Origin of the sequence: Mesocricetibacter intestinalis, assembly GCF_004363295.1 — a bacterium.
GTDB classification, from domain to species: domain Bacteria; phylum Pseudomonadota; class Gammaproteobacteria; order Enterobacterales; family Pasteurellaceae; genus Mesocricetibacter; species Mesocricetibacter intestinalis.
Window position 1 is genome coordinate 1 of record NZ_SNYQ01000012.1, and the last position, 24,664, is coordinate 24,664.

Below are 24,664 nucleotides of genomic sequence, written 5' to 3' on the forward strand. Positions count from 1 at the left end.
ACCGGATGTTTTGTTGTTTCACAACAGCGCGTCGTTGTGTGGGGCGTATTATAGGGCTTTCGATGACCTTTGCAAGTATTTTTTAAAATTTTTTTAAAAAAAGGTAGTAATCGACTTATTTTTATTCATTCTGCCGATTTTTAGCTCAATTTCTTCGTCTTGAGCCATTCCGGCAGCTGGGCGATGGAATCTAAAACATGATCCGCCAGCTTTTCATTTTCCGCACTTAGGGGTTTACCGCTTCTGACCAGAACCTTTATTCCGATCCCCGCCCTTTCTCCCGCTTGTATATCTTCGGGTTTATCGCCGATCATCACGGACATCTGCGGATCAATCTTCAATTCTTTAATGGCCTGTAATAGCATACCCGGAGCCGGCTTGCGACAATCGCATTGTTGCCTATATTCTCCCTTTCCTTCAATATGGTGGGGGCAATAATAAATACCGTCCAGATCCACGCCCCTATCGGCTAAAGACCAATCCATCCATTCGGTTAGTTGCAGAAACTCTTGTTCGGAAAAATAACCGCGCGCAATCCCCGACTGATTGGTTACCAGTACCAACAAATATCCCATTTCTTTCAGGGTCTTCAATGCCTCTATACTTCCTTCGATAAATTGGAAGTTATCAATATCATGCACATATCCGTGATCAATATTCAGCGTTCCGTCGCGATCCAGAAAAATAGCTTTTTTCACACCTTATCCTTATATTTATTGTAAACCGCCGTTGATTATCTGCTTTCTCCGGTAATTTAGCAAATTACACTTCTCTTTACGGCAGGCATTTCCCCCGAGAATAATTATTGACATAGCTATCTAGACGTCTAGAATAGCTCAAAAATGTTGGACGAATAGGATAATCAAAGGGCTTATATGATTAAGCTAAATAATATTAGTAAAATTTTTGATATTTCAGGTCAGAAACTAACCGCGTTAAATAATGTTTCTCTGCATGTTCCCAAGGGGCAAATTTGCGGTGTAATCGGCGCATCCGGTGCGGGAAAAAGCACATTAATACGCTGTGTAAACTTACTGGAAAGACCCACTTCCGGCACTGTTGTTGTGGACGGTAAAGATCTGACATTACTTACAGATCGCCAGCTAATCAGCGAGCGGCGGAATATAGGTATGATTTTCCAGCATTTTAATCTGCTTAGCTCTCGTACCGTATTTGATAATGTGGCCCTGCCACTGGAATTAGCCGGAGCGGACAAACAAAAAATCTTGCAGAAAGTTTCTGCATTGCTGGCGCTGGTCGGCTTAACCGATAAACAGGACGTTTATCCCGCTAATTTATCCGGCGGTCAGAAACAGCGGGTCGCCATTGCTCGCGCCCTTGCCAGCGATCCTAAAGTCTTATTATGCGATGAAGCGACCAGTGCCTTGGATCCGGCCACCACTCAATCCATTTTAAAATTATTAAAAGAAATCAACCGCTCTTTGGGCATTACAATTCTATTAATTACCCATGAAATGGATGTGGTTAAGCGCATTTGCGATCAGGTGGCCGTTATTGATAAAGGTAATCTGATTGAACAGGGTTCGGTAAGCGATATTTTCTCCAATCCTAAAACGAAGCTAGCGCAAGATTTTATCCGCTCCACTTTCCATGTGGCCCTGCCGGAGGAATATCTAAACAAATTATCCGATACGCCTACACATGAAAAATCCTGGCCGATTATTAAATTCGAATTTACCGGCCGCTCCGTCGATGCTCCTCTGCTTTCGCAAGCCTCTCGCAAATACGATATCGCATTGAATATTCTGATGTCGCAAATCGATTATGCCGGCGGAACAAAATTCGGTTTTACCGTAGCGGAAGTCGAAGGCGATGAAGATGCGATTACACAGGCAAAAATTTATTTAATGGAAAACAATGTCAGAGTAGAGGTTCTAGGTTATGTGGAATGATTTTATCACGGAGTTCTCAAGACAATTGACGCCTCAGCTGTGGCAGCTAATAGGTATGAGTTCATTCGAAACAGTGTATATGAGCTTTATCGCCACCTTATTTGCCGTTGTATTCGGTCTGCCTCTCGGTGTTATCACCTTCCTGAGCCAAAAAAATCAGGCACTGGATAATCCGCGTCTAAACCGCATATTGGAAGCCGTAATAAATATAGGTCGTTCGATCCCTTTTATTATTTTGTTATTCGACCTGATGCCGGTAACTCGCTTCCTAGTAGGTACGACGCTAGGTACAACCGCGGCCATTATTCCGCTCAGCGTTTCCGCTCTGCCTTTTTTTGCCCGTTTGACCTCAAATGCGCTGGGGGATATTCCCAGCGGTCTGACCGAAACGGCCAAAGCAATGGGTACCAGCGTATGGCAATTAGTTACTAAATTTTATTTGCCGGAAGCACTACCGGTATTAATAAAAGCAATGACCCTGACACTGGTGGCGCTGATCGGTTATTCCGCTATGGCCGGTGCGGTCGGCGGCGGCGGTCTGGGCAATACGGCGATTTCTTACGGACTGCACCGTAATATGCCTTATGTCCTCTGGGTTTCAACAGTCATTATCGTCATCATTGTGATGTTATGCGAAAAATACGGTAATAAACTCGCCGATCATTTTGATCGTCGTTAATCTAACTACATTACATAAACAAGGAACACAACATGAACCTGAAAAAACTTTTTACAGTTCTTACCCTCAGTTCGGTATTTGCATTAAGCGCCTGTAAAGACGAGAAAAAAGCGGATTCCGCCGCGCCGACAACAACATCTCAAACCCTAAAAGTGGGTGTAATGTCCGGGCCTGAACACCAGGTTGCCGAAATTGCCGCCAAAATCGCAAAAGAAAAATACGGTCTGAACGTCGAATTCGTAGAATTCAACGATTATGCAATGCCAAACCCGGCAGTCAGCAAAGGCGATTTGGATATCAACGCTATGCAACATAAACCTTATCTGGATAAAGATGCACAGGAGCACGGCTACAACAATCTGGTGATTGTCGGCAACACCTTCGTTTATCCTTTAGCCGGTTATTCGAAAAAAATCAAGAACCTGGACGAGCTGAAAGAAGGTGCCGTTATTGCCGTGCCTAATGATCCGAGCAATCTGGCCAGAGCATTGATTTTACTGGAGAAACAAGGGCTGATTAAACTAAAAGATAATAGCAACCTATTCGCCACTTCACTGGATATTGTCGAAAATCCGAAAAATCTAAAAATTAAAGAAGTGGATACCTCCGTTGCCGCCCGTGCTTTGGACGATGTGGATTTAGCGGTGGTCAATAATACCTACGCCAGTCAAGTAGGATTAACCACCACGGAAAACGGTGTATTTGTCGAAGATAAGGATTCTCCATATGTGAACATTATCGTCGCCCGGGAGAATAATAAAGACAGCGAAGCGGTAAAAAATTTCGTTAAAGCCTATCAAACCGAAGAAGTGTATCAGGAAGCAGTTAAGCACTTTAAAGAGGGTGTGGTTAAAGGCTGGTAATTCCGGCAAAACAAGTCAAAGGGGCAAATGCCCCTTTTCTTTTCCTCTGCTCGGAGGATAGGAATCTCATTTATTATTTACCGATACAAAAGGAACTAAAGATATTGCTCAGCAAATCGTCGGAAGTGAATTGTCCGGTAATTTCGCTTAAGTCATTTTGAGCCAAGCGTAATTCCTCCGCCAATAATTCGCCGGCATGAAAATGCGTTAACTGCAAATGGCCGCTCCGTAAGTGTTCTGCGGCTTTTTCCAGGGCTTCAACATGACGACGGCGGGCTAAAAATCCGCCCTCGATACCGGTTTGATACCCCATGGTTTGTTTCAGATGCTCGCGCAATAGCTGTATTCCGTGCCGGGTTTGCGCGGATAAACGGATCAACGCATAGCCATTTTCCTCGCTTAATCCTTCTGGCTCACCGCTTAGATCAATTTTATTGCGCACTATGGTTACCGGCAGTTTCGAGGGCAATTTATCCAGAAATTCCGCCCGAATTTTTGCCATATCCTTACTATCCTTATCGCTACTATCCAACATCAGCAATACCCGATCCGCCTGCTCGATTTCCGTCCAGGCACGATCTATACCGATTTTTTCCACTTCATCGGTGGCATCGCGCAGCCCTGCGGTATCAATAATATGCAAAGGCATACCGTCAATATGAATATGTTCGCGCAAAACATCGCGCGTAGTACCGGCGATATGAGTAACAATTGCCGCTTCCCGCCCCGCCAGCGCATTCAATAAACTGGATTTTCCCGCATTCGGCCGGCCGGCGATTACCACCTTCATACCTTCGCGTAAAATGGCTCCCTGTCTGGCTTCCGTACGTACTTGTTCGAGCTGAGCGATAATATCCTGCAAATGGCCTTCAATTTTACCATCGGCCAGAAAATCAATTTCTTCATCGGGAAAATCTATCGCCGCTTCAACATAGGTGCGCAAATAGATTAGCATATCCACCAAGCGGTTAACTTTATGCGAAAATTCCCCCTGCATTGAGCGCAGAGCGGAACGCGCCGCTTGCTCGGAACTAGCATCGATAAGATCGGCAATCGCCTCGGCCTGAGCCAAATCCAGTTTATCGTTTAGAAAAGCCTGTTCGGAAAATTCTCCCGGTCGGGCCAAACGCACGCCTTTTAAAGTCAGAATACGCTTTAACAACAGATCCAGCACAACCTGTCCGCCATGTCCCTGCAGTTCCAAAACATCTTCGCCGGTAAAAGAATGCGGCCCTTTGAAAAACAAGGCGATCCCCTGATCCAACATTGTACCGTCCTCATCTTTAAAGGGCAGATAACTGGCTACACGGGGTTTTAGTTCTTTCCCGACAATCTCTTGGGCAACTGCGGCGGTCAAGGGGCCGGAAACGCGCAAAATGCCTACTCCGCCCCGTCCGATAGGGGTTGCCTGTGCCACAATGGTTTCTTTCGTATCAAACATAGACATATTTCCTAAACCGCCTGCAATCGCAGGTTTAAATCCGTTCCCGACTTATCGTTAAAAGTGCGGTCGGATTTTAGATACTTTTTATTATGAAAAAGGCATCTTAACGATGCCTTTCAACCTATTTCCGCTTATTTACGGGAATGCAGACCTTTTTTCTCCAGACCGCGGTAAATCAGCTGCTGCTGTGCAATGGTAATCAGGTTCGAAGCCAACCAGTACAATACTAAACCGGCCGGGAAGAACAGGAAGAATACCATAAAGATCAGCGGCATAAAGTTCATAACCTTTTGCTGCATAGGATCAGCCACCGGTGTCGGCGACATTTTTTGCAGCAAGTACATGGAAATCCCCATTAGAATCGGCAGAATATAATAAGGATCCTGAGCGGATAAATCCTGAATCCAGCCGAAGAACGGCGCATGACGCAATTCTACCGCTTCCATAAAAGTCCAGTACAATGCGATAAAAATCGGCATTTGCAGTAGAATCGGTAAACAGCCGCCAAGCGGGTTAACTTTTTCTTCTTTATACAGCTTCATCATTTCTTGGCTCATACGCTGACGATCATCACCGAAGCGTTCGCGCATCTCCTGCAGTTTCGGCTGCAACATACGCATTTTCGCCATAGAAGTATATTGCGCTTTGGTCAACGGATACAAAATCGCTTTCACCACCAGAGTAACACCGATAATCGCCAAGCCCCAGTTATGCACCAAGCCTTGAATAAAAGTCAGTAACCAGAATAGCGGTTTTGCAATAAACCATGCCCAACCGTAATCTACGGTTAAATCCAGATGGTTGGCCACCGAGCCCATTTCGTTCTGCAGTTTAGGACCTGTCCATAAGGAGCTCTTAATGGTATCACTAGCACCGGCGGCAATAGTGGTTACCGGCCCGCGGTAACCGATAAAGCCGTTATTTTTAGCCGTACTGGTATAGAGCTGATTATCCGCATCCTGATCGGGAATCCAGGCCGATACGAAGTAATGCTGCAGTACCGCAACCCAACCGGCCTTTGTATCCACAGCCAGGTTCGCGCCTTTCATATCGTCGAAGCTGTATTTTTTATAATTGGTTTCCGAAGAAGAATAAGCGCCGCCGGTATAAGTCGGCATCGCCACATTACCGGAACTTTCCACCAAAGTATGTTTCAGCTGGCCGTAAGGCTGCACCTCAATTGCCGCATTACTTTGGTTATCGATCTCAAAATCCACGCCGATATCATAAGAACCGCGTTTTAAAATAAAGATTTTACGATAAATGACCCCGTCTTTTTCCAATGTCAGCGGTACCCGTAATTCGTCCTGACCTTCCGCCAGTGCGAATTGCTCGCCTTCCACCTGATAATCGGCACGACCTGCGGCGCTATCGATTCCGTTTTTACCGACTAAACCGCTTTGTGCGACATAAACGCCTTCCGCATTATCCTTCAGCAAAATAAAACGATCCTGCGAATCCAGCTCCGCCGCATAATGCAACAGTTCGGAACCGACCACATCACCGCCGTAAGTATTTATGCTCAGACGAACAACATCATTACTCAGCGTAATCGTCCGCCCCTTGCCCTGATTATCTACCGTAACCGTTGCAGGGGAAGAACTGCTCGGGGTTTCTGATGAAGATGCTACGCTTGCTTGTTGTTCAGCGGCTACCGGTTTAGGCGCGTAAAAATCCGTCTGCCATTGCTGATAAACAAGAAAAGAAATAAAGAGTAAAGCCAGCGCTAATAAGCCACTTCTAGAATTCATTTTTTGTTCTCTTCTTTGTTGTTATTTATTACCGGCGGTACGGGATCGTAGCCGCCTGAGTTTAAAGGATGACATTTTAATATACGTTTCATTGTTAGCCAACCACCTTTTAATACGCCGTGGCGTTTTAACGCCTCAATACCATAGCAAGAACAGGTCGGCGTAAAGCGGCAGCGCGGTCCGATTAACGGGCTGATAATCAGCTGATATCCCCGGATCAGCCCAATCAGGATTTTTTGGCCAAGCGAATATGACGTTGCCATAATTTGATTAGGTTTTCGCTAAAAGTGCGGTTATCCAGCTTCCCGATACCGGCTTTCGCCACAATAACAAAATCGCAGGCGGGTAATTCATGCTGCAGCAGGCGAAAGCTCTCGCGACATAAGCGCTTAATGCGGTTACGTTCGTGGGCGCGCTTCAAATGCTTTTTGGCCACGGTAAGACCTAAACGGGGAAAATCGAGATGATTATGACGGGCAAGAATGGTAACTTCCGGCGTACTCGCACGCTGCGGCTGTTGGAATACGTATCTGAACTGTTCGGGAGTTAACAGACGTAACTCCCTAGGAAAATTCAGCTTAATCACGCAATTGAATCAATGATTACGCCGATAATTTTTTACGACCTTTGGCACGGCGACGAGCCAGAACCTGACGACCGTTTTTAGTTGCCATACGCGCACGGAAACCGTGAGTACGGCTGCGTTTTAATACGGAAGGTTGAAATGTACGTTTCATAACTTAATCTACCTAAATCGAAAAATTGTTCATCGTTCGCTTTGTTCGACAACGCAAAGCATAAACGAACAAAACACAAATACTTGAAAACAAGGGTATTCAAAAATAAGGAACGAGATTGTAATCGTAAAATCATCGTTCGTCAAACGGAATAGGTAAAATCGGACGATAATTCGGCAAAAATTACCGCTTACCGCTTTCCTCCCGTCAAAGCGGAGAAATTATACGTTGTTTCAGCGAAATCTCAAGTATCTTCGAGTAAACCGCCCATAACCTGCGATAATCCGGGCTTTTTTATTTTTTACGCCCTTTTTTAAAGATCTTTATTCCGGTTTATTGTAGAATTAGGAACGCTTTTATGTCGGCTTTCAAGCCCTTATTCGGATTATTAGCTTAAACCTTTAAATTATTTGTCATACAAAATATAACATGAACCGCGACCTTTCTTCACTTTGGCAAGACTGCCTGCTGCAACTGCAAGATCAGATTCCTTCATCGGACTTCAGCACCTGGCTGCGTCCCCTGCAGGCGGATACGGATATGCCGAACTGCATCGTATTGTATGCTTCCAATATGTTTGTCAAAAGCTGGGTGGAAAATCATTATCTGAACCGGATCAGCAAAATTGCACGCGAACTCAGCCGCAATCCGGAGCTTGTGATTAAATTGCAGGAAGGGAGTAAACCCGCTAACCGCTCCCAGGGGGTGGAAACGAAAGCGGCAGAAGCTGTTTCGCAAAGTGTTGCGCCGGTGCAGGAAAATCCCCTGCCTTTCCGTTCTAATCTGAATCCTCATCATCTATTTGAAAATTTCGTCGAGGGTAAATCCAACCAACTGGCCCGAGCGGTCGGTCAGAAAGTTGCCAATCGTCCCGGCGATAAATCCGCCAATCCCTTATTTTTATACGGCGGTACCGGGCTGGGTAAAACCCATTTACTACATGCCGTAGGCAACGGTATGTTGGCGGATAATCCGAATGCCCGGGTAGTGTATATTCATGCCGAGCGTTTTGTTCAGGAATATGTTAAAGCCCTGAAAGCGGAACGAATTGAAAACTTTAAAAAATTCTACCGCTCTTTAGATGCTCTGCTGATCGATGATATTCAATTTTTCGCCGGCAAAGAGGGCACCCAGGAAGAATTCTTCAATACCTTCAATTCCTTATTCGAAGGGGAAAAACAAATTATTTTAACCTCCGATCGCTATCCGCGCGAAATCGAGAAAATAGACGATCGGCTGAGATCCCGTTTTAGCTGGGGCTTGAGTATCCCCATCGAACCGCCGGAACTGGAAACCCGCGTTGCCATTCTAATGAAAAAAGCGGAAGAAAAACGCATTCATCTGCCGGAAGAAGTCGCCTTTTTTATCGGCCAGAAACTACGTACCAACGTACGTGAACTGGAAGGCGCCCTGAACCGCGTACATGCCAATGCCGACTTTACCGGCAAAAGCATCACCATCGACTTTGTACGCGAAACCTTGAAGGATATGTTGGCGCTACAGGACAAACTGGTAACGGTGGAAAATATTCAAAAAGTCGTGGCAGAATATTATCGCATCAAAGTGTCCGATCTGAAGTCCAAAAACCGTTCCCGTTCCATTACCCGCCCGCGTCAATTGGCGATGGCGTTGGCTAAAGAGCTAACGAACCGCAGCCTGCCGGAAATCGGTCGGGGATTCGGCGATCGCGATCATACTACGGTACTGCACGCCTGCCGGACCATTGCGGCCCTGCGGGAAGAAGATAATAACATTCAGGAAGATTGGTCTAATTTAATTCGCACACTATCCGCATAGGGGGCAGATAATGCAATTTATCGTTTCAAGAGAAAACCTTTTAAAACCGTTGCAGCAGGTATGCGGGGTATTGAGCAGCCGTCCGAATATTCCCGTGCTGAATAACGTGTTATTACATATTGATAACGAACGCCTTACCATCACCGGAACGGATCTTGAAGTGGAACTTTCCACCCAAAGCCCGTTAATTTCCGGCGGCGAAGGAACCTTTACCATTCCGGCTAAAAAATTTCTGGATATCTGCCGCACTTTGCCGGAAGAAGCGGAAATCCATGTTAGCTTTGAAGAAGAGCGCGCCATTGTACGTTCCGGCCGAACCAAATTCAATCTGGCCACATTACCGGCGGAAGAATATCCGAATCTTGCCGATTGGCAGTCGGAGGTGGATTTCAGCCTGCCGCAGAATACCTTACGCCGCTTAATCGAAGCGACCCAATTTTCCATGGCGAATCAGGACGCGCGTTACTTCTTAAACGGCATGAAATTCGAAACCGAAGGAAATCTGCTGCGTACCGTGGCCACCGACGGCCATCGTCTGGCGGTTTGTACCATCGCGCTGGAACAGGATCTGCAAAACCATTCCGTTATCGTACCGCGCAAGGGAGTACTGGAACTGGTTCGCCTGCTCGATGGTGCGGATCTCCCCGCTCGCCTGCAAATAGGTACGAACAATCTGCGGGTTCAGCTTGGCAGCCTGGTATTCACCTCTAAACTGATCGACGGTCGCTTCCCCGACTATCGCCGCGTATTGCCGCGCAATGCGGATCGCATTTTAGAAGCGGACTGGGACGTTCTGAAACAGGCTTTCGTACGTGCCGCCATTTTATCTACGGAACGATTCCGCAGCGTACGTCTGCAGCTTTCCCTTAATCAGATGAAGATTACCGCCACCAACCCGGAACAAGAAGAAGCGGAAGAAATTATCGACGTTTCTTACCAGGGGGAAGAAATGGAAGTGGGCTTCAATGTCAGCTATATTCTAGATGTACTCAATGCGCTAAAATGTCGCCGCGTCCGTATGCGCCTGACCGACGCAACCTCCAGCTGTCTGATTGAAGACTGCGAGGAAGCCAATGCGGAATACGTCATTATGCCGATGCGCTTATAAAAAACTTGGCTCAAAACCACCGCACTTTTTAATCGACGTAATGGCAATTTCCCGCTTAATCATTGAAAATTTCCGTAATCTGGCCGCCGTGGATCTTGAATTCGACCACGGCTTTAACTTTTTGGTGGGAGACAACGGCAGCGGTAAAACCAGTTTATTGGAAAGCCTATTCTATCTTGGCCACGGTCGCTCCTTTAAAAGCACAGTTACCACCAGAATCATTCGCTACGATCAGCCTCACTTCATTTTACACGGACAAATCCGCGAACAGCGCCATCAATGGTCCGTGGGGCTGCAAAAACTGCGTAAAGAAGGAAATACCATCGTAAAAATCAACGGCGAAGACGGCAATAAAATTTCCGATCTCGCTCACTTGCTGCCGATGCAGATTATCACTCCCGACGGACTGAATCTGCTTAACGGCGGCCCCGCCTATCGACGCGCATTCCTTGATTGGGGGCTATTCCACCATCAACCCGAATTTCATGCCGCCTGGTCAGGCTTAAACCGTCTGCTCAAACAGCGCAATGCCGCATTACAGCAAAACTATGATTATGCCGCACTAAAAATCTGGGATATGGAACTGGCCAAACTGGCTCACCAAGTCAGCCGTTGGCGGGCCGATTATGCCGAGGCGCTGCGCACCGAAATTGAAAAAACCTGTCGTTTGTTTCTGCCCGAAACGGAAATCAGCATCGGCTTTTATCAGGGTTGGGAAAAAGATAGGGATTATGCGCAGTTACTCGAACACAACTTCGAGCGGGATAAAGCCATTGGATATACGGTTTCCGGCCCGCAAAAAGCAGATTTCCGCTTTCGCGCCAATAACCTGCCGGTGGAAGACGTTCTTTCCAGAGGTCAGTTGAAATTGCTGATGTGCGCACTGCGTTTGGCACAGGGCGAACACCTGATGCAACAGAAAAATCGCCATTGCATCTTCCTCATTGATGACTTTGCTTCCGAATTAGACGAAAACAAACGCCAGCTTTTGGCAGAACGTTTGCGCAACAGTCAATCGCAGGTTTTTGTTACCGCGATCACTCCCTCTCACCTGCGCCAGATGCAACCGGAAAAATCACAAATCTTCAAGGTTGATAAAGGAACAATCAAACCGCTGGAAAACTAGGGCAAAAGTGCGGTCGCAAAACAAAAAGTTTTTCGCCAATAAAAAATTCCGCCGAAAAACACCGCACTTTTTCCTATTTCCGGCTGCAAACGGCGATAAAATTCAACTTATTCTGCGAATGATTAAATAATCGGAACATTTTAGCGAAAGTTTGTCGATTTTCCGCTTTAAGGGCATTTCTGACAATTTTTATACTGCCCAGAACGCCTTCGTCATAAATCATACCCTGTGGAGAAAGCAGGCTCATTTGGCCGGAAAAACTCTCTACCCAACAAAATCCGGCCTCGTAAAAGGCTTTTTCCCAATCTCTTCGGGTCAAAGGGGAAACACTGATATTAATCGCCGCGCGCAATTGATTAAGCATAGCTTCATTATCTTCCGTCAACAACATAATATCATGGGTCAGTAAAAGGCCGTTCGGCTTCAACACGCGGTAATACTCGGCAATAGCTTTCATTTTAGCCGCTAGCGGCAGCATGGTTAGCATAGCCTCATTCACCACAATGTGGAAACTGTTATCCTCAAAAGGTAGTTTCAGCGCATTGGCACGCTGCACATGAATCCGTTCGCTCAGTCCCTCGGCGGAAATATTGGCACGGGCTTTTATCAGTGCCGTCTCGTCCAGATCTACCCCTTCTATCCGGCAACCAAAGCGCTTAGCCAGCTCAATAGCGGTAGTGCCCATATTACAAGCGACCTCCAGTACCTTTTTATCCGCATTGAAATCGGCTTTAGCGATGAGCCAATCCGTCGCTTTGCGTCCGCCCGGACGTAATCGGGTTTTCCCCAGACGTGCTAAAAAATTATGGCCCGCTTCTTGTTTCGACATAATCCTCGTCCCTTATTTGCGCTGATAATAGTTGACTAAATATATCAGGTTTATATCGAAAAAAATACGCTTCGAAGCCTACAAATAAAAAAGTGCGGTAAATTAACCGCACTTTTGTTCGTTATCCGCTTTTATCTGGTACCGTACACCACGATGGTTTTACCATGAGCTGCGATAAGATGCTGATCCTCCAGCATTTTAAGAATACGGCCAACGGTTTCTCTGGAACAACCCACCATTTGACCGATTTCCTGACGGGTAATTTTAATCTGCATTCCGTCCGGATGAGTCATGGCATCGGGCATTTTAGCCAGATGCAACAAGGTTTGCGCAATACGACCGGTAACATCCAGGAAGGCCAGATTGCTCACCTGCCGGGAAGTATTCTGCAAACGGCGAGAAAGCTGAGCGGATAGATAAATCAAAATTTCCGGATTTACCTGAATCAGCTGGCGGAATTTCTTATAGGAAACCTCCGCAATTTCGCAGGCGCTTTTAGCTTTCACCCATGCCGAACGCACCTGGCCGTCTTCAAACAAACCGACTTCACCGAAAAACTCGCCTTGGCTTAAATAGGATAGGATCATTTCTTTACCTTCATCATCCTTCATCATTACGGCAGCAGAACCTTTAACGATGTAATACAGCGTTTCCGCTTTTTCTCCCGCATGAATCAAGGTGGTTTTGGAAGGATATTTATGAATATGGCAATGAGAAAGAAACCAATCTAACGTCGGATCCATCGCCGTTATCTGTGATGAAGATTGTGCCGATTGCATCGTCTGCTGCGGTGGCTGCACTTGTTCTAGCATAAAGACCTCTTTATAACCCCGTTCAACAACAGGTTCCTTATTTAATAAATCCCTGAATTAAAACCGCTGCTGATAATTTACCGCTGCGGCTTAATATCAATGGTTCCATGTAATTCTGACCAAACAATCACTGCATGACCACTGCGAATTTGATTCAGTAAGTTTTGTGTTTTTTCCTCTAAAGAAAGCTCCTCGGTTCCGTAATCCGTACCTTCGCGCAGGATAAAACTCTGGGCAATATTGATTAATGTTTGCGTTTCCAACTCCTGCCAGGGGATCATCATATCATGTTCTCAACTTAAAAGGGCCTCAATTAAACGCCATTGTTGTTCAAAGCCCTGATTCGGGGTATGGCGAAAATTAGTTCGCACATAACGCATAAACTGTCCTTCGCAGAAAGTAACCAGAAACACCGCAATACTGCGCTCATCGGCGGAAAAACTTTTTCCCTCGCGCAGTTTACTCATTTGCAGAATATTCACAAACTGCAACTCCAGTCGATCGAAAAACTGTGCGACTCTGGCCTGTAACTGCGCATCTTCAAACATCAGCGCATGCCCGGTCAGAATTCTGGTCAAGCCGGGGTTCTTGCGTGCAAAATCCAAAACCGTCTGTAAAATATTATGCACTCGGCCGAGGGTATTGGTTTCCATTTTAATCGAATGGTTGATGCGGCTAAACAAATTAGTTTCCAGATTTTCAATCAATGCTTCAAACATTTTTGTCTTGCTCGGGAAATAACGATACAGAGCCGCTTCCGACACCCCTACTTCCTGCGCTAAACGAGCCGTAGTCATACGTTCCATTCCCCGCTCCGAATGCAGCATATGGGTGAGAACCGTCAGTACCTGCTGGCGCCGCTCTTTGACACTGCGTTTTTCGATTTTCGGCACATTGCTTTCCGGTGCCGGTTCGATGGATTCGATAGAAAGTTGCTCCGCCATAATTTATTTTTTACCGGAATGTCCAAAACCGCCTTCGCCGCGATCGGTTTTCTCAAATTCATTGACAATATTGAATTGCGCCTGCACCACCGGCACAAACACCAGCTGCGCGATACGATCGCCCACTTCCACTTTAAAGGCACTATTACCGCGATTCCACATAGATACCATTAAAGGTCCCTGGTAATCGGAATCGATCAAGCCGACCAAATTACCTAATACGATACCGTTTTTATGACCCAACCCGGAACGGGGTAAGATCACCGCGGCTAAATTCGGATCGGCAATATACACAGACAACCCCGTGGGAACCAGTTTGGTTTCCCCGGGCTGTAGCTCAAAGCTTTCATCGCTCAGCGCACGTAAATCCAAGCCCGCCGATCCGGCAGTGGCATAGCTCGGCAATGGAAATTCCGTTCCCAGACGTTGATCAAGAATTTTTACGTCAATTTTTTTCATATATCTTCCTTAAATCAGAGTATATCTGCGTTGCCTGTGCGATTAGGCCAAATCGCCGCACGACTATTTATTTGTTTTATTCATTTATTCGTTAGTTTATCTAATTTATTATCGCTTAGCGGCGCCCTTTAACCTTTATTCTGTTCCCATACATTATGTTCCGCTCGGTAACGGGCCATAATTTCATCGACCAATAGTTCCGCCAAATGATTTTTTTCACTTAGGGGCAAGGATTTTTCACCCTTACGCCAAAATAACTGCAAGCGATTCTCCTCCGCATTAAAACCCTGTCCGCCGGAAACATCATTGGCGCAAATCATATCCAGATTCTTGCGCTTTAATTTATCCTTGGCATATTGTTCAAGATTTTGCGTTTCGGCGGCAAAGCCTACGGTGAAGGGACGATTCTGCGCTAATGCGGCTACAGCGGCGATAATATCGGGATTTTTCACCAGATGCAGACAAAGGCCATCCTGCTCGGTGCTTTTCTTAATTTTATGTTCGGCCACTTCGGCGACGCGATAATCCGCAACTGCGGCACAACCGATAAAAATATGATTATGTACCGCACTTTGCAGGGACTGGCGATGCATTTCCTGCGCCGATACCACATCAATACGCGTCAACCCCGGCGGCGAGGGCAGATTCACCGGCCCGCTGATCAGAGTAACTTCCGCCCCTCGCTCGGCAAAAGCCCGTGCAATGGCAAAGCCCATCTTACCCGAACTATGATTGCTGATATAACGAACCGGATCTATAACTTCTCGAGTCGGCCCCGCAGTGATTGCCACCCTTAACCCTTCCAGGTCCCTACCCATAGCAATACGGTCGCAAAGCACCCGATAAATTTCGGCAGGCTCGCTCATACGGCCGGGGCCGATGTCGCCGCAGGCCTGCTCCCCGCTCTCAGGGCCGATAAAAACCATTCCCCGTGCGCATAGACGAGCGATATTATCCCGAGTAACGGATTGGCGATACATTTGCTGATTCATGGCCGGTGCCAACAGAATCGGAGCGGCAGTAGCCAAACAAAGGGTTGAAAGCAGATCATTGGCCATACCTGCATGTAAGCGGGCGATAAAATCCGCACTGGCCGGTGCAATCACAACCATATCCGCCCACTTCGCCAGTTCGATATGCCCCATCGCCAGTTCGGCTTGAGGATCCAGCAACGATTGCGCCACCGCATGGCCGGAAATAGCCTGCAGAGTGAGCGGGGTAACGAATTGTGCCGCCGCTTCGGTTAAAACGACCCGAACCTCCGCCTTGCTGCGACGTAATAAACGAATCAGTTCAATGGTTTTATAGGCGGCAATACCGCCGGTAATTCCCACCACAATCCGTTTATTCTGAAGATCGCGCATACCTACTCCTCCCGTATGCTAAGTCCGTCCGTAATAAGCTGCCGGTCGTAATAATTAAGTTATCTCCCGCAATCGGGAAAGACGAGATGAAAGCGTTCACATTCTACTGCAAAAACCCCATAACAAAAAACGCTATTTTTCGATCATCGCTCCAAAAAAACGCCCTCTGTTGAAAGTCGGTTTCTTAAAGTACACAAAGTGCGGTAGATTTTCAATCTGTTTTCATTGTAAGGAATCATTGTGGAAAAGCGCTCTTCCCCACCTCTGATGCCGCGCGAAAAACTGCTTCGCTGCGGCGCCGCTATGCTGCAAGACCATGAGTTACTTGCTATTTTTTTGCGTACCGGAATAAAAAACTGTCCGGTTACCGAATTATCCAAAGCGGTGCTTGCGCATTTCGGATCCCTGCGTGCGCTGATTAGTGCGGATCAGCAACAATTCTGCCAATTTAAGGGAATAGGTATCACTCAGTTCGTTCAGCTACAAGCATGCACCGAAATGACAAAACGTTATCTATTGCAGCAGTTGCAAACCGCGCCGGAATTCACCGGGGTCGAAACCACCGGATTATATTTGCAAACCGCCCTTGAAAACCGAGAACGAGAAATCTTTATGGTGCTTTTTCTGGATAATCAGCACCGCCTGATTAAGCAGGAAGAAATGTTTCAGGGAACGATTAACTGTGCGGAGGTTTATCCGCGCGAAATTATTAAAACCGCCCTTTATTGTAATGCCGCCGCACTTATTCTGGCTCATAATCACCCTTCCGGAAAGGCCGAACCTAGCGCTTCGGACAGAAATATGACGGAGAAAATACAAAAAGCGGCGGAGCTTATGGAAATTCGCTTGCTGGATCATTTCGTTATCGGCAAAGGGTGCTATTTTTCTTTCTCCGCAAACGGCTGGTTATAAACTAACAAAGGATTCACTTGCTCATGAGCGCCCTTTCTATTTCGCCTTCCGGCGGGTAAATTTTCCGCAGATATAGGGGAAAAACAATTTCCTCCGCTTTTTTACTTGAGAATAGCAAATAAAGTGAGTATAATTTGCCACCTTTAATATAGTAAGCGGGTCGGTTACTGCGACCTGACGAGGTGGCTCTCGGTAACGGGAAGAAAATTCATTACCGACAGAGTAATCCGAACCGTAAGCTCGAGCTTATATTTAATTATTGGAGATTAATATGTCTAGAGTCTGTCAAGTAACAGGCAAGCGTCCGGCCGTTGGTAACAACCGTTCGCACGCATTAAACGCGACACGTCGTCGTTTCTTACCTAATTTACACACTCACCGTTTCTGGGTTGAAAGTGAAAAACGTTTCGTAACTTTACGCTTAACTGCGAAAGGTATGCGTATTATCGATAAGAAAGGCATTGATGCAGTATTAGCTGAAATCCGTGCTCGTGGCGAAAAAATCTAAGGAGCTAAAAAATGGCAGCTAAAGGCGCTCGTGAGAAAATCCGTTTAGTTTCTTCCGCAGAAACCGGTCATTTCTATACTACGACAAAAAACAAACGTAATATGCCGGAAAAAATGGAAATCAAAAAATTTGATCCGGTAGTGCGTAAACACGTTATCTATAAAGAAGCTAAAATCAAATAATTTGGCTTACAGAAAACCCGACATCGTTCGGGTTTTTTTCTATATATCCCTTATCCTCCGACCTTTTACGCTTCCCCCGCGAGAAAATTTATGCCCGAATTACCCGAAGTAGAAACCGCCCTCAAAGGTATCAGTCCTTATTTGAAAGGATTTGTTATCGAAAAAATTCATGTCCGCCAGCCCAAGCTACGCTGGCCTGTTAGCCCCGAGCTGTTAACATTGCAAAAAGTTAAAATTCTTGCTCTTAGCCGCCGGGCCAAATATCTGTTGTTGCATACGGAAAAAGGCTGTATCGTCGGCCATTTGGGTATGTCCGGCTCCGTTCGCATCGTTCCCCATAACAGCCCCATTGATAAACATGATCATCTGGACATTGTGATGAATAACGGCAAGCTGTTGCGCTATAACGATCCCCGCCGTTTCGGCGCCTGGCTTTGGACTGATGATCCGCAACAGTTTCCTTTGTTCCTGAAGCTCGGCCCGGAACCCTTATCGGAGGAATTTAATCCGGAATATTTGTTTCAAAAATCACGCCGTAAAAGCTGTGCGCTGAAAACCTTTCTGATGGATAATTCGGTAGTGGTGGGCGTCGGCAATATTTACGCTAATGAAACATTGTTTCTGTGCGGTTTACATCCCGCCCGAAGTGCCGGTAAATTGACCCGGGCCCAATGTGTTTTACTGACGGAAAATATAAAACTGGTGCTGAGTGCGGCAATCAAACAGGGGGGAACTACCTTAAAAGACTTTCTGCAGCCGGACGGCAGACCGGGTTATTTCGCCCAACAATTACTGATTTACGGACATAAAGGCAGCCCCTGTCCCCATTGCGGCAGTGCAATAGAAGCAATGATTATCGGGCAGCGCAATAGCTTCTACTGTCCTCGATGTCAGAAAAAATAGCCCTGTGCCATCGCTTTCGGAATAATGATATTAAAATGAAAAAATCCGCCTCGGGGCTTATTTTCCGAGGCGGATTATAATAATGTCGGTACGGTTGAAAATATTGCGACAATAGCCAATGCGCTATAAATTCGCCGCAGGATACCCTGCTAACTTTTTAGTCTTTTTAATCCGTTAACCTTCGAGATTATTTTTTTATATAAGATTTTAAAGTTTGCTCAACTTCATAAATCCAATCCAATTCATGCTGAGTAAAACCGGCTTGGATTCGAGCATCCGTATTAATTACACCTTTAAAAATCACAATACGATATTTATGTAATAGCTCGGTAAAGCATTTCATCGCATCCAGTCCCCTTTGGGCCGACAGCGCATGGTACCAATGATTTCCGATATAAACATGTCCTATTTCGTCACGCAAAATAATATCCAGAATACCGACGGCGGCAAAATCTTTACGTTGAGCGATTTTTTCCTGTAACTGCGGGGTGGCATCTAATCCTCTGGCTTCCAATACGCGAGGAACTAACGCCATTCTTTCCCAAATATCATGGGCCGTTGCCTGCGCCATTTCCCAAAGTCCGGCATGAGCTTCAAAATCACCGTATTGATAACCTAAAGTATGCAGATGCCGGTTAACTAAAGTGAAATGAGTGCTTTCTTCACGAGCAACCCTCAGCCAATCTCTGACAAAAGCCATGCCCTCTCCCAGTTCCTGCTGAGCGGCGCGTCCGAATCGCCAGGCCGCATCAAGGCCTAAATTAATCGCATTAAATTCAATATGAGCGATTGCATGCAAGGTGGCCGCATAGCCTTCGTCCGTTGCGAACGAACGTTTAGGTACCTCTTTCGGCGCAACTAAAATCGGTTTTGCCGGAAAGCCGGCAATATGTTGTGCCGGGCTAACCTGAGGAAAGTCATGCAGCTGATCGGTGCGATACAAAGGTAAAATATCATCATATAATTCGTTTACCAATCGGCATTTTTTGCTTGGCTCACTTTCGCTTAAGGCGGTAGTCAGCATTGACCAAAATTCTTGCATACAAAACTCTTATTAATACATTAAAAACTAGCCATAATCCCATCAAAATAAATAGGTGCGGCGAAGATTTCAGGCTCGTCCTCGGGCAAATTGATTTAATCCTTTCTCCTACAGAAGCACATATTCAATCCGCTCTAATCCGAACAGGCTCTGCGCTAACATCTCGGTCATGGCTCTGTGGCTGAGGGAGGCTTTGCGTTCCGCCATAACCAATCTGTCGACCCCTGCATAACCTAAGCCCGACAGCCGCATATAATTCAATGCGCTCTGTAAGGGTAGCATACTCGGATTAAAGGCGGCATTTTCCGCATAACGACCGCAGAAAATCTTATCTCCCCGTTGCAACGCCACGGCGCTAAGAGTACGGCTGTAAGGCGCATAGGATTGCTGGGCCGCCTCAATAGCCGTATCAACCAGACGATCCCCGCTGCGCTCCGAGAAAAAATGCTGGCGAGGATCAAACAAGGTTTCCCTGATATTCAGATTCTTCGGTCCGAAAGCATCGGGCAAATACTGATGCAGTAGGTTATTCTGGCTGTGCGGCAAATGAATTCTGATCGAATCCGCCGTATTCAGTTCGTTGATAAACTGGCGACAATGGCCGCAAGGCGTCGTATTCACCACTAAATCCGTCAGGCCCGCTTCACCCGCTTCCCAGGCATGGGTAATGGCGCTTTGCTCCGCATGAATCGTTTGCTGAATAGCGCTGTGATTAAATTCCTGATTGGCACCAAAATAAAAAGCGCCGGAACGCCCGATAGCCACGGCGCCGACCTTAAAATTCGAGATGGGAGTAACCGCATAACAAGCGGCCAAAGCCAAACATCTGAACGCCAGCTGAACAGGCGACAGACTGCCGCCGCAGATTTCCGCCACCTTAGCGCCATTCAAACGTCCCGCATAGCCCTGCTCCCGTAGCGCTTCCACTAACCTAAGCGTAAGGGCGTCATGCTGCTCTCGTTCTACATCAGCCAATGCTGCACGAATATCGGATAATTTAACCATTGTTATCTCCTTTCCTTAATCCTATTCTTTCACCTGTCCTTAAATCATCACCCCGGAAGATCCTTTTTCCGTACGACGAAAAAATTACCGATTTTCCACCGCACTTATAGGGTTCCGCGTTCAATAATAATCCCCACATTACGAGCCTGCGCCACCGCGCCGGGTTTGCTCAATTTCAAGCGCAACCCTTGAATGCCGAATTTCGCTTGCAACTGCTCCGCCACTTCAACGGCAACCCGTTCAATCAGTAAAAAGGGCTTCGACTGCACATAATCCAAAATAAAATCGCAGACTTCGGCATAATTCAGGCAATATTTTAGCTCGTCGGTTCGGGCCGCCAAACCACAGTCCCACAACATTTCAATATCGAAAATCAATTTCTGTTTAATCTTCTGTTCCCAGTCATAGACTCCGATTTGCGCGAATACGCTAAGTTCTTCAATAAAAATACGATCCTTCATTATTGTTTCCCCTTGCCCATAAAATACCATTAGCTATATGCTACCAACTTTGGGTACAATAAACGAACTAATTTTCTCCTTTGTTGCATAAAGGTCGGTCAGATGAGCGTTTTCGCAATTTTTTATATGATAGCCGCTTATTTACTGGGTTCCGTATCCAGTGCTATTCTCATTTGCCGTTTGGCGGGCCTGCCGGATCCGCGTCAGAGCGGTTCCAACAATCCGGGCGCAACCAATGTACTGCGTATCGGCGGGCGCTGGGCAGCCTTGGCGGTATTAATTTTCGATATATTAAAGGGAATGCTACCGGTATGGGCCGGCTATTATCTCGGTTTGGAACCTTTCGAACTGGGGATGGTTGCACTTGCCGCCTGTCTGGGGCATATTTTCCCGCTGTTTTTCCGCTTTAAAGGCGGAAAAGGCGTGGCCACGGCATTCGGTGCCATAGCCCCCATCGGCTGGGGCGTAGCGGGGACAATGTTGGGAACCTGGCTACTGGTTTTTCTGATCAGCGGTTATTCTTCCCTCAGCGCAGTAATTTCCGCCTTGTTGGTCCCTTTCTATGTTTGGTGGTTTAAACCGGAATTTACCTTCCCGGTAGCCTTGGTATGCTGTCTGCTTATTTACCGCCATCACGCCAATATCCAGCGCCTGTGGCGCGGGCAGGAAGACAAGGTCTGGCGCAAATTTAAAAAATAAAACAGCGCATACGGCACTTATCCCGTTTCTAGCAACCTTACAACCTCACTGATTTTTTTATTATCAGAGGCTTCTTTAACCGCTATAATAATTTCCGGTTATTTGTTTAAGGAAGCCTTATGTCTCTTGATCTTACTGAAATTCGTCGGGAAATCACCCGAATTGATCGGCAATTGCTGAAACTGCTAGCGGAACGCCACTGCCTTGCACTGGACGTAGTGCGCAGTAAAGAACTCACTCAAAAGCCGTTACGCGATACCGAACGCGAACAGCAACTGCTACAGGCGCTTATCTGTCATGCCGAGGAAGAAGGCTATGCGCTGGAACCTCAGTATATCACTCAGATATTTCAGAAAATCATTGAGGATTCCGTACTTACCCAACAGGTCTATTTGCAGAAAAAACTGAATCAACAGCGCGAACAAAGTATCCATATCGCCTTTCTCGGTAAGCTGGGCTCCTATTCCAACCTGGCGGCCAGAAGCTACGCCACCCGCTACCGCGAGCAACTGGTCGAATTGAGCTGCGCTTCCTTCGAACAGGTCTTTGATAAGGTAAAAAGCGGCGAGGCGGACTACGGCGTGCTGCCATTGGAAAATACGACATCGGGCTCCATTAATGAAGTTTACGACCTGTTGCAGCATACGGATCTGTCCTTGATCGGCGAACTGGCCTATCCGATTAAACATTGCGTACTCAGCGCAACACCGGCCGAAGTAAGTCAAATACGCACCCTGTACAGCCATCCGCAAGTTATTCAACAGTGCAGTCGCTTTATTCAGGGATTGTCCGATGTGCATATTGAATATTGCGAAAGCAGCTCTCACGCCATGCAAAAGGTTTCCGCCATGGGTCGTCCAGATGTTGCCGCATTAGGTAATGAAGAGGGAGGAAAACTGTACGGGCTGCAAGTATTAAAAACCGATATTGCCAATCAGCCGAACAATATTACCCGCTTTATTATTCTGGCCCGCAACGCGCTGAGCGTATCGGCTCAGATTCACAGCAAAACCCTGCTGCTGATGCGAACCTCGCAACAGGCCGGTGCGCTGGTCGATGCGCTGAGCATATTTAAAAAACACGGTATTAATATGACCAAGCTGGAATCTCGGCCTATTTACGGCACGCCTTGGGAAGAAATGTTCTACCTTGAAATAGAGGCCAATATTAATCACCCCGATATTCGTAAAATGCTGGAAGAATTGAAAGGTTACAGTACCTATCTGAAAATTCTGGGTTGTTATCCGAGTGAAATCGTTAAGCCGGTGGCGCTCGCCGCAGAATAGCGGGTAATATGATAAAGCGGTGCTTATAAGGCTTTTAAGCCTTATAAATCCGCCTTAAAGTGCGGTCGTTTTCAGCAAAGTTTTTTGCCGGGCCATGGACTGTCAATCTCCCACTAAGGAAGGATATGATGAGAATAAAAACAGCACTTAAATTCGGCTTCGCCGCCTGTGCATTACTGTATCTGACGCCGGCGATGAGCTATCAGCCGGATAAAACCTATAGGTTCACCCTGTTGCATACCAATGATCTGCACGGCCGTTTCGCCGCCAATGAAAGGGGCGAATATGGTCTGGCCGCACATAAAACCCTGGTTGATCGCATCAGAAAAGAAGTTGAGGGCAAAGGCGGAGCGGTACTGGTTTTAAACGCCGGAGATGTGAATACCGGCGTACCTGAGTCGGATTTACAAAATGCGCGACCGGATATCGAAGCCATGAATGCCATAGGTTACGATGCAATGGCCCTCGGTAATCACGAATTCGACAACCCGTTGCAATTACTGGAAATGCAGGAAAAATGGGCAAAGTTTCCATTTCTCTCCGCCAATGTCTATCTGCGTGAAAGCGACCGCCATCTGGTCAAACCCTATACTGTTTTGGATAAAAACGGGCTCAGTATCGCCGTTATCGGCTTAACCACCGAAGATACCGCCAAACTCGGCAACCCGGAATATACCGGCGCGGTTCATTTTGCCGATCCCACCAAGGCAGCGAAACAGGCCATAGAGCAACTTAGCAAGCGACAACCCGCCCCGGATATTATTATCGCGCTGACCCATATGGGCTATTATTTCAATGCGGAACATGGTAGCAATGCGCCCGGCGATGTTACCCTGGCTCGTAATCTGGCCCAATCCTCTTTACCGCGCAAACTGGATATTATTGTGGGCGGGCACAGTCATGACACTGTTTGTATTGATGAAAGCGGACAATTTATTAGCGACTATCAACCCACTCAGCCCTGCCGACCGGATAAACAAGGCGACAGCTGGATTATGCAGGCGGGTGAATGGGGCAAATACCTTGGCAGAGCGGATTTCGAGTTTAAAAACAATCGGCTGGAATTAGTCCATTACGAGTTAATTCCCGTCAATCTAAAACAAAAAATAAAAACCCCGAACGGGAGCAGCGAATATCGAAGCTACGCCGAAACAATCCCGCAGGACGAAGAAGTTGCAGCATTACTGAAGCCTTATCAGGAAGAGGGGCATCGTTTACTGGGCGGAAAAATCGGCCGGCTCCGAGGAGATTTAATCGGCGATACTCATATAGTGCGCTTTCAGCAAACCAATCTGGGCAGACTAATTGCCGAAGCGCAACGCCAAAGGGTAAAGGCCGATATAGGTATAATGAATTCCGGCGGTATTCGTGCCGGTATCAATGCCGGCGAAGTCAGTTACCGGGATATTCTCCAAGTACAGCCTTTCGGTAATCAGCTCAGTTATGTTGAGTTAAAAGGCCAGGCGCTGCTTGATTTCTTAACCGAGGCCGCATTAAAGCAAACGGATTCGGGGGCCTATGCCCAGTTTGCTGGGGTTTCCATGCAAATAGATCGCCGCGCGGGAACGATAGATCAGCTCAGGATTCAGGGCGAAGCTTTTGATCCGAACAGAATTTACCGTATTTCCATGCCCAGCTATATTGCCGCCGGTGGCGACGGTTATCCGTTGCTGAGCGGACACCCGAGTTATGTAAACAGCGGCTTTGTTGATGCCGAGGTTCTGAAGGCCTTTTTCCAACAAAATTCACCGATTAATGCGGAAGCCTTCAATCCCGGTCAGGATATCCGCTACCGATAAAACACTAAAAAAAATCGAAGAAAAATGACCGCACTTTGCGG

General features: G+C 46.8%; 28 protein-coding genes. 13 read left to right on the forward strand and 15 right to left on the reverse strand.

Going from position 1 to position 24,664, the window contains the following annotated elements; all coding sequences use genetic code 11:
• Positions 1-140: 140 nt before the first annotated feature.
• Entirely contained in the window at positions 141-698 is a 558-nt protein-coding gene (gene gmhB / locus EDC45_RS09880) for a D-glycero-beta-D-manno-heptose 1,7-bisphosphate 7-phosphatase (protein WP_133545934.1), read from the reverse strand.
• Between the two features lie 177 nt (positions 699-875).
• Between gmhB and metN the strand changes: the two genes are divergently transcribed.
• Genes metN through EDC45_RS09895 form a run of 3 tightly spaced genes read left to right on the forward strand, consistent with a single transcriptional unit; the run spans position 876 to position 3,455 of the window.
• Complete coding sequence (gene metN / locus EDC45_RS09885) at positions 876-1,913, forward strand: methionine ABC transporter ATP-binding protein MetN (RefSeq protein WP_133545936.1); 1,038 nt, start codon at positions 876-878, stop codon at positions 1,911-1,913.
• Positions 1,903-2,592, forward strand: a complete 690-nt coding sequence (locus EDC45_RS09890) for a methionine ABC transporter permease (protein WP_133545938.1) — start codon at positions 1,903-1,905, stop codon at positions 2,590-2,592. The genes metN and EDC45_RS09890 overlap by 11 nt, the downstream gene beginning before the upstream one ends.
• Positions 2,593-2,624: 32 nt before the next feature.
• Positions 2,625-3,455, forward strand: a complete 831-nt coding sequence (locus EDC45_RS09895) for a MetQ/NlpA family lipoprotein (RefSeq protein WP_133545940.1) — start codon at positions 2,625-2,627, stop codon at positions 3,453-3,455.
• Between the two features lie 73 nt (positions 3,456-3,528).
• Here EDC45_RS09895 and mnmE read toward each other — a convergent pair whose 3' ends face one another.
• The 5 genes from mnmE to rpmH all read right to left on the reverse strand — a co-directional run bounded on the left by mnmE (position 3,529) and on the right by rpmH (position 7,387).
• The gene (mnmE, locus tag EDC45_RS09900) at positions 3,529-4,896 is read right to left on the reverse strand and encodes a tRNA uridine-5-carboxymethylaminomethyl(34) synthesis GTPase MnmE (protein WP_166635130.1); all 1,368 of its coding nucleotides are present in this window, start codon (positions 4,894-4,896) and stop codon (positions 3,529-3,531) included.
• 134 nt (positions 4,897-5,030) lie between these two features.
• A complete protein-coding gene (yidC, locus tag EDC45_RS09905; protein ID WP_133545944.1) occupies positions 5,031-6,650 on the reverse strand; it encodes a membrane protein insertase YidC in 1,620 nt (539 codons plus the stop codon).
• A complete protein-coding gene (gene yidD, locus EDC45_RS09910) occupies positions 6,647-6,913 on the reverse strand; it encodes a membrane protein insertion efficiency factor YidD (protein ID WP_133545947.1) in 267 nt (88 codons plus the stop codon). Before yidD ends, yidC begins: the two co-directional genes overlap by 4 nt.
• Positions 6,877-7,236: a ribonuclease P protein component gene (gene rnpA / locus EDC45_RS09915; protein WP_133545949.1), complete on the reverse strand. Its 360-nt coding sequence runs from the start codon at positions 7,234-7,236 to the stop codon at positions 6,877-6,879. Before rnpA ends, yidD begins: the two co-directional genes overlap by 37 nt.
• A 16-nt stretch (positions 7,237-7,252) precedes the next feature.
• Positions 7,253-7,387, reverse strand: a complete 135-nt coding sequence (gene rpmH / locus EDC45_RS09920; protein ID WP_133545951.1) for a 50S ribosomal protein L34 — start codon at positions 7,385-7,387, stop codon at positions 7,253-7,255.
• Positions 7,388-7,816: 429 nt separating this feature from the next.
• Here rpmH and dnaA point away from each other — a divergent pair, with 429 nt between their 5' ends.
• Genes dnaA through recF form a run of 3 tightly spaced genes read left to right on the forward strand, consistent with a single transcriptional unit; the run spans position 7,817 to position 11,418 of the window.
• Positions 7,817-9,184: a chromosomal replication initiator protein DnaA gene (dnaA, locus tag EDC45_RS09925; protein ID WP_133545953.1), complete on the forward strand. Its 1,368-nt coding sequence runs from the start codon at positions 7,817-7,819 to the stop codon at positions 9,182-9,184.
• Between the two features lie 10 nt (positions 9,185-9,194).
• Positions 9,195-10,292 carry a DNA polymerase III subunit beta gene (gene dnaN, locus EDC45_RS09930; protein WP_133545955.1) on the forward strand — a complete coding sequence of 366 codons (1,098 nt, stop codon included), beginning with the start codon at positions 9,195-9,197 and terminating at the stop codon, positions 10,290-10,292.
• A gap of 40 nt (positions 10,293-10,332) precedes the next feature.
• Complete coding sequence (recF, locus tag EDC45_RS09935) at positions 10,333-11,418, forward strand: DNA replication/repair protein RecF (protein WP_133545992.1); 1,086 nt, start codon at positions 10,333-10,335, stop codon at positions 11,416-11,418.
• Between the two features lie 73 nt (positions 11,419-11,491).
• On the opposite strand, the gene EDC45_RS09940 is transcribed toward recF, so the two are convergent.
• From EDC45_RS09940 to coaBC, 6 genes are all read right to left on the reverse strand, one after another.
• On the reverse strand, positions 11,492-12,247 hold the full coding sequence (locus EDC45_RS09940; RefSeq protein ID WP_133545957.1) for a class I SAM-dependent methyltransferase: 756 nt from the start codon (positions 12,245-12,247) through the stop codon (positions 11,492-11,494).
• A gap of 131 nt (positions 12,248-12,378) precedes the next feature.
• On the reverse strand, positions 12,379-13,026 hold the full coding sequence (gene crp / locus EDC45_RS09945) for a cAMP-activated global transcriptional regulator CRP (protein WP_133545994.1): 648 nt from the start codon (positions 13,024-13,026) through the stop codon (positions 12,379-12,381).
• Between the two features lie 110 nt (positions 13,027-13,136).
• Positions 13,137-13,343 carry a YheU family protein gene (locus EDC45_RS09950; protein WP_133545959.1) on the reverse strand — a complete coding sequence of 69 codons (207 nt, stop codon included), beginning with the start codon at positions 13,341-13,343 and terminating at the stop codon, positions 13,137-13,139.
• A gap of 9 nt (positions 13,344-13,352) precedes the next feature.
• The gene (gene slmA / locus EDC45_RS09955; protein ID WP_133545961.1) at positions 13,353-14,006 is read right to left on the reverse strand and encodes a nucleoid occlusion factor SlmA; all 654 of its coding nucleotides are present in this window, start codon (positions 14,004-14,006) and stop codon (positions 13,353-13,355) included.
• A complete protein-coding gene (dut, locus tag EDC45_RS09960; RefSeq protein WP_133545963.1) occupies positions 14,007-14,462 on the reverse strand; it encodes a dUTP diphosphatase in 456 nt (151 codons plus the stop codon).
• A 128-nt stretch (positions 14,463-14,590) separates the two neighbouring features.
• Positions 14,591-15,826 carry a bifunctional phosphopantothenoylcysteine decarboxylase/phosphopantothenate--cysteine ligase CoaBC gene (coaBC, locus tag EDC45_RS09965; RefSeq protein WP_133545965.1) on the reverse strand — a complete coding sequence of 412 codons (1,236 nt, stop codon included), beginning with the start codon at positions 15,824-15,826 and terminating at the stop codon, positions 14,591-14,593.
• 267 nt (positions 15,827-16,093) lie between these two features.
• Here coaBC and radC point away from each other — a divergent pair, with 267 nt between their 5' ends.
• The 4 genes from radC (at position 16,094) to mutM (ending at position 18,331) form a co-directional block, all read left to right on the forward strand.
• Positions 16,094-16,738, forward strand: coding sequence for a RadC family protein (radC, locus tag EDC45_RS09970; protein ID WP_133545996.1), 645 nt, complete (start codon positions 16,094-16,096; stop codon positions 16,736-16,738).
• 271 nt (positions 16,739-17,009) lie between these two features.
• Entirely contained in the window at positions 17,010-17,246 is a 237-nt protein-coding gene (gene rpmB, locus EDC45_RS09975; protein WP_121123881.1) for a 50S ribosomal protein L28, read from the forward strand.
• A gap of 11 nt (positions 17,247-17,257) precedes the next feature.
• The gene (gene rpmG, locus EDC45_RS09980; RefSeq protein WP_047977607.1) at positions 17,258-17,428 is read left to right on the forward strand and encodes a 50S ribosomal protein L33; all 171 of its coding nucleotides are present in this window, start codon (positions 17,258-17,260) and stop codon (positions 17,426-17,428) included.
• 90 nt (positions 17,429-17,518) lie between these two features.
• Positions 17,519-18,331: a bifunctional DNA-formamidopyrimidine glycosylase/DNA-(apurinic or apyrimidinic site) lyase gene (mutM, locus tag EDC45_RS09985; protein ID WP_133545967.1), complete on the forward strand. Its 813-nt coding sequence runs from the start codon at positions 17,519-17,521 to the stop codon at positions 18,329-18,331.
• Between the two features lie 187 nt (positions 18,332-18,518).
• Here mutM and EDC45_RS09990 read toward each other — a convergent pair whose 3' ends face one another.
• The 3 genes from EDC45_RS09990 to folB all read right to left on the reverse strand — a co-directional run bounded on the left by EDC45_RS09990 (position 18,519) and on the right by folB (position 20,839).
• Positions 18,519-19,373: a ferritin-like domain-containing protein gene (locus EDC45_RS09990; protein ID WP_133545969.1), complete on the reverse strand. Its 855-nt coding sequence runs from the start codon at positions 19,371-19,373 to the stop codon at positions 18,519-18,521.
• A 108-nt stretch (positions 19,374-19,481) separates the two neighbouring features.
• Entirely contained in the window at positions 19,482-20,378 is an 897-nt protein-coding gene (cdd, locus tag EDC45_RS09995) for a cytidine deaminase (protein ID WP_133545971.1), read from the reverse strand.
• Between the two features lie 104 nt (positions 20,379-20,482).
• Positions 20,483-20,839, reverse strand: a complete 357-nt coding sequence (folB, locus tag EDC45_RS10000) for a dihydroneopterin aldolase (protein WP_133545973.1) — start codon at positions 20,837-20,839, stop codon at positions 20,483-20,485.
• A gap of 102 nt (positions 20,840-20,941) precedes the next feature.
• Here folB and plsY point away from each other — a divergent pair, with 102 nt between their 5' ends.
• The 3 genes from plsY (at position 20,942) to ushA (ending at position 24,623) form a co-directional block, all read left to right on the forward strand.
• Entirely contained in the window at positions 20,942-21,538 is a 597-nt protein-coding gene (plsY, locus tag EDC45_RS10005) for a glycerol-3-phosphate 1-O-acyltransferase PlsY (RefSeq protein WP_133545975.1), read from the forward strand.
• 119 nt (positions 21,539-21,657) lie between these two features.
• The gene (locus EDC45_RS10010) at positions 21,658-22,824 is read left to right on the forward strand and encodes a chorismate mutase (RefSeq protein ID WP_133545977.1); all 1,167 of its coding nucleotides are present in this window, start codon (positions 21,658-21,660) and stop codon (positions 22,822-22,824) included.
• 128 nt (positions 22,825-22,952) lie between these two features.
• Positions 22,953-24,623: a bifunctional UDP-sugar hydrolase/5'-nucleotidase UshA gene (gene ushA, locus EDC45_RS10015; RefSeq protein ID WP_133545998.1), complete on the forward strand. Its 1,671-nt coding sequence runs from the start codon at positions 22,953-22,955 to the stop codon at positions 24,621-24,623.
• The last annotated feature ends 41 nt before the right edge of the window (positions 24,624-24,664 follow it).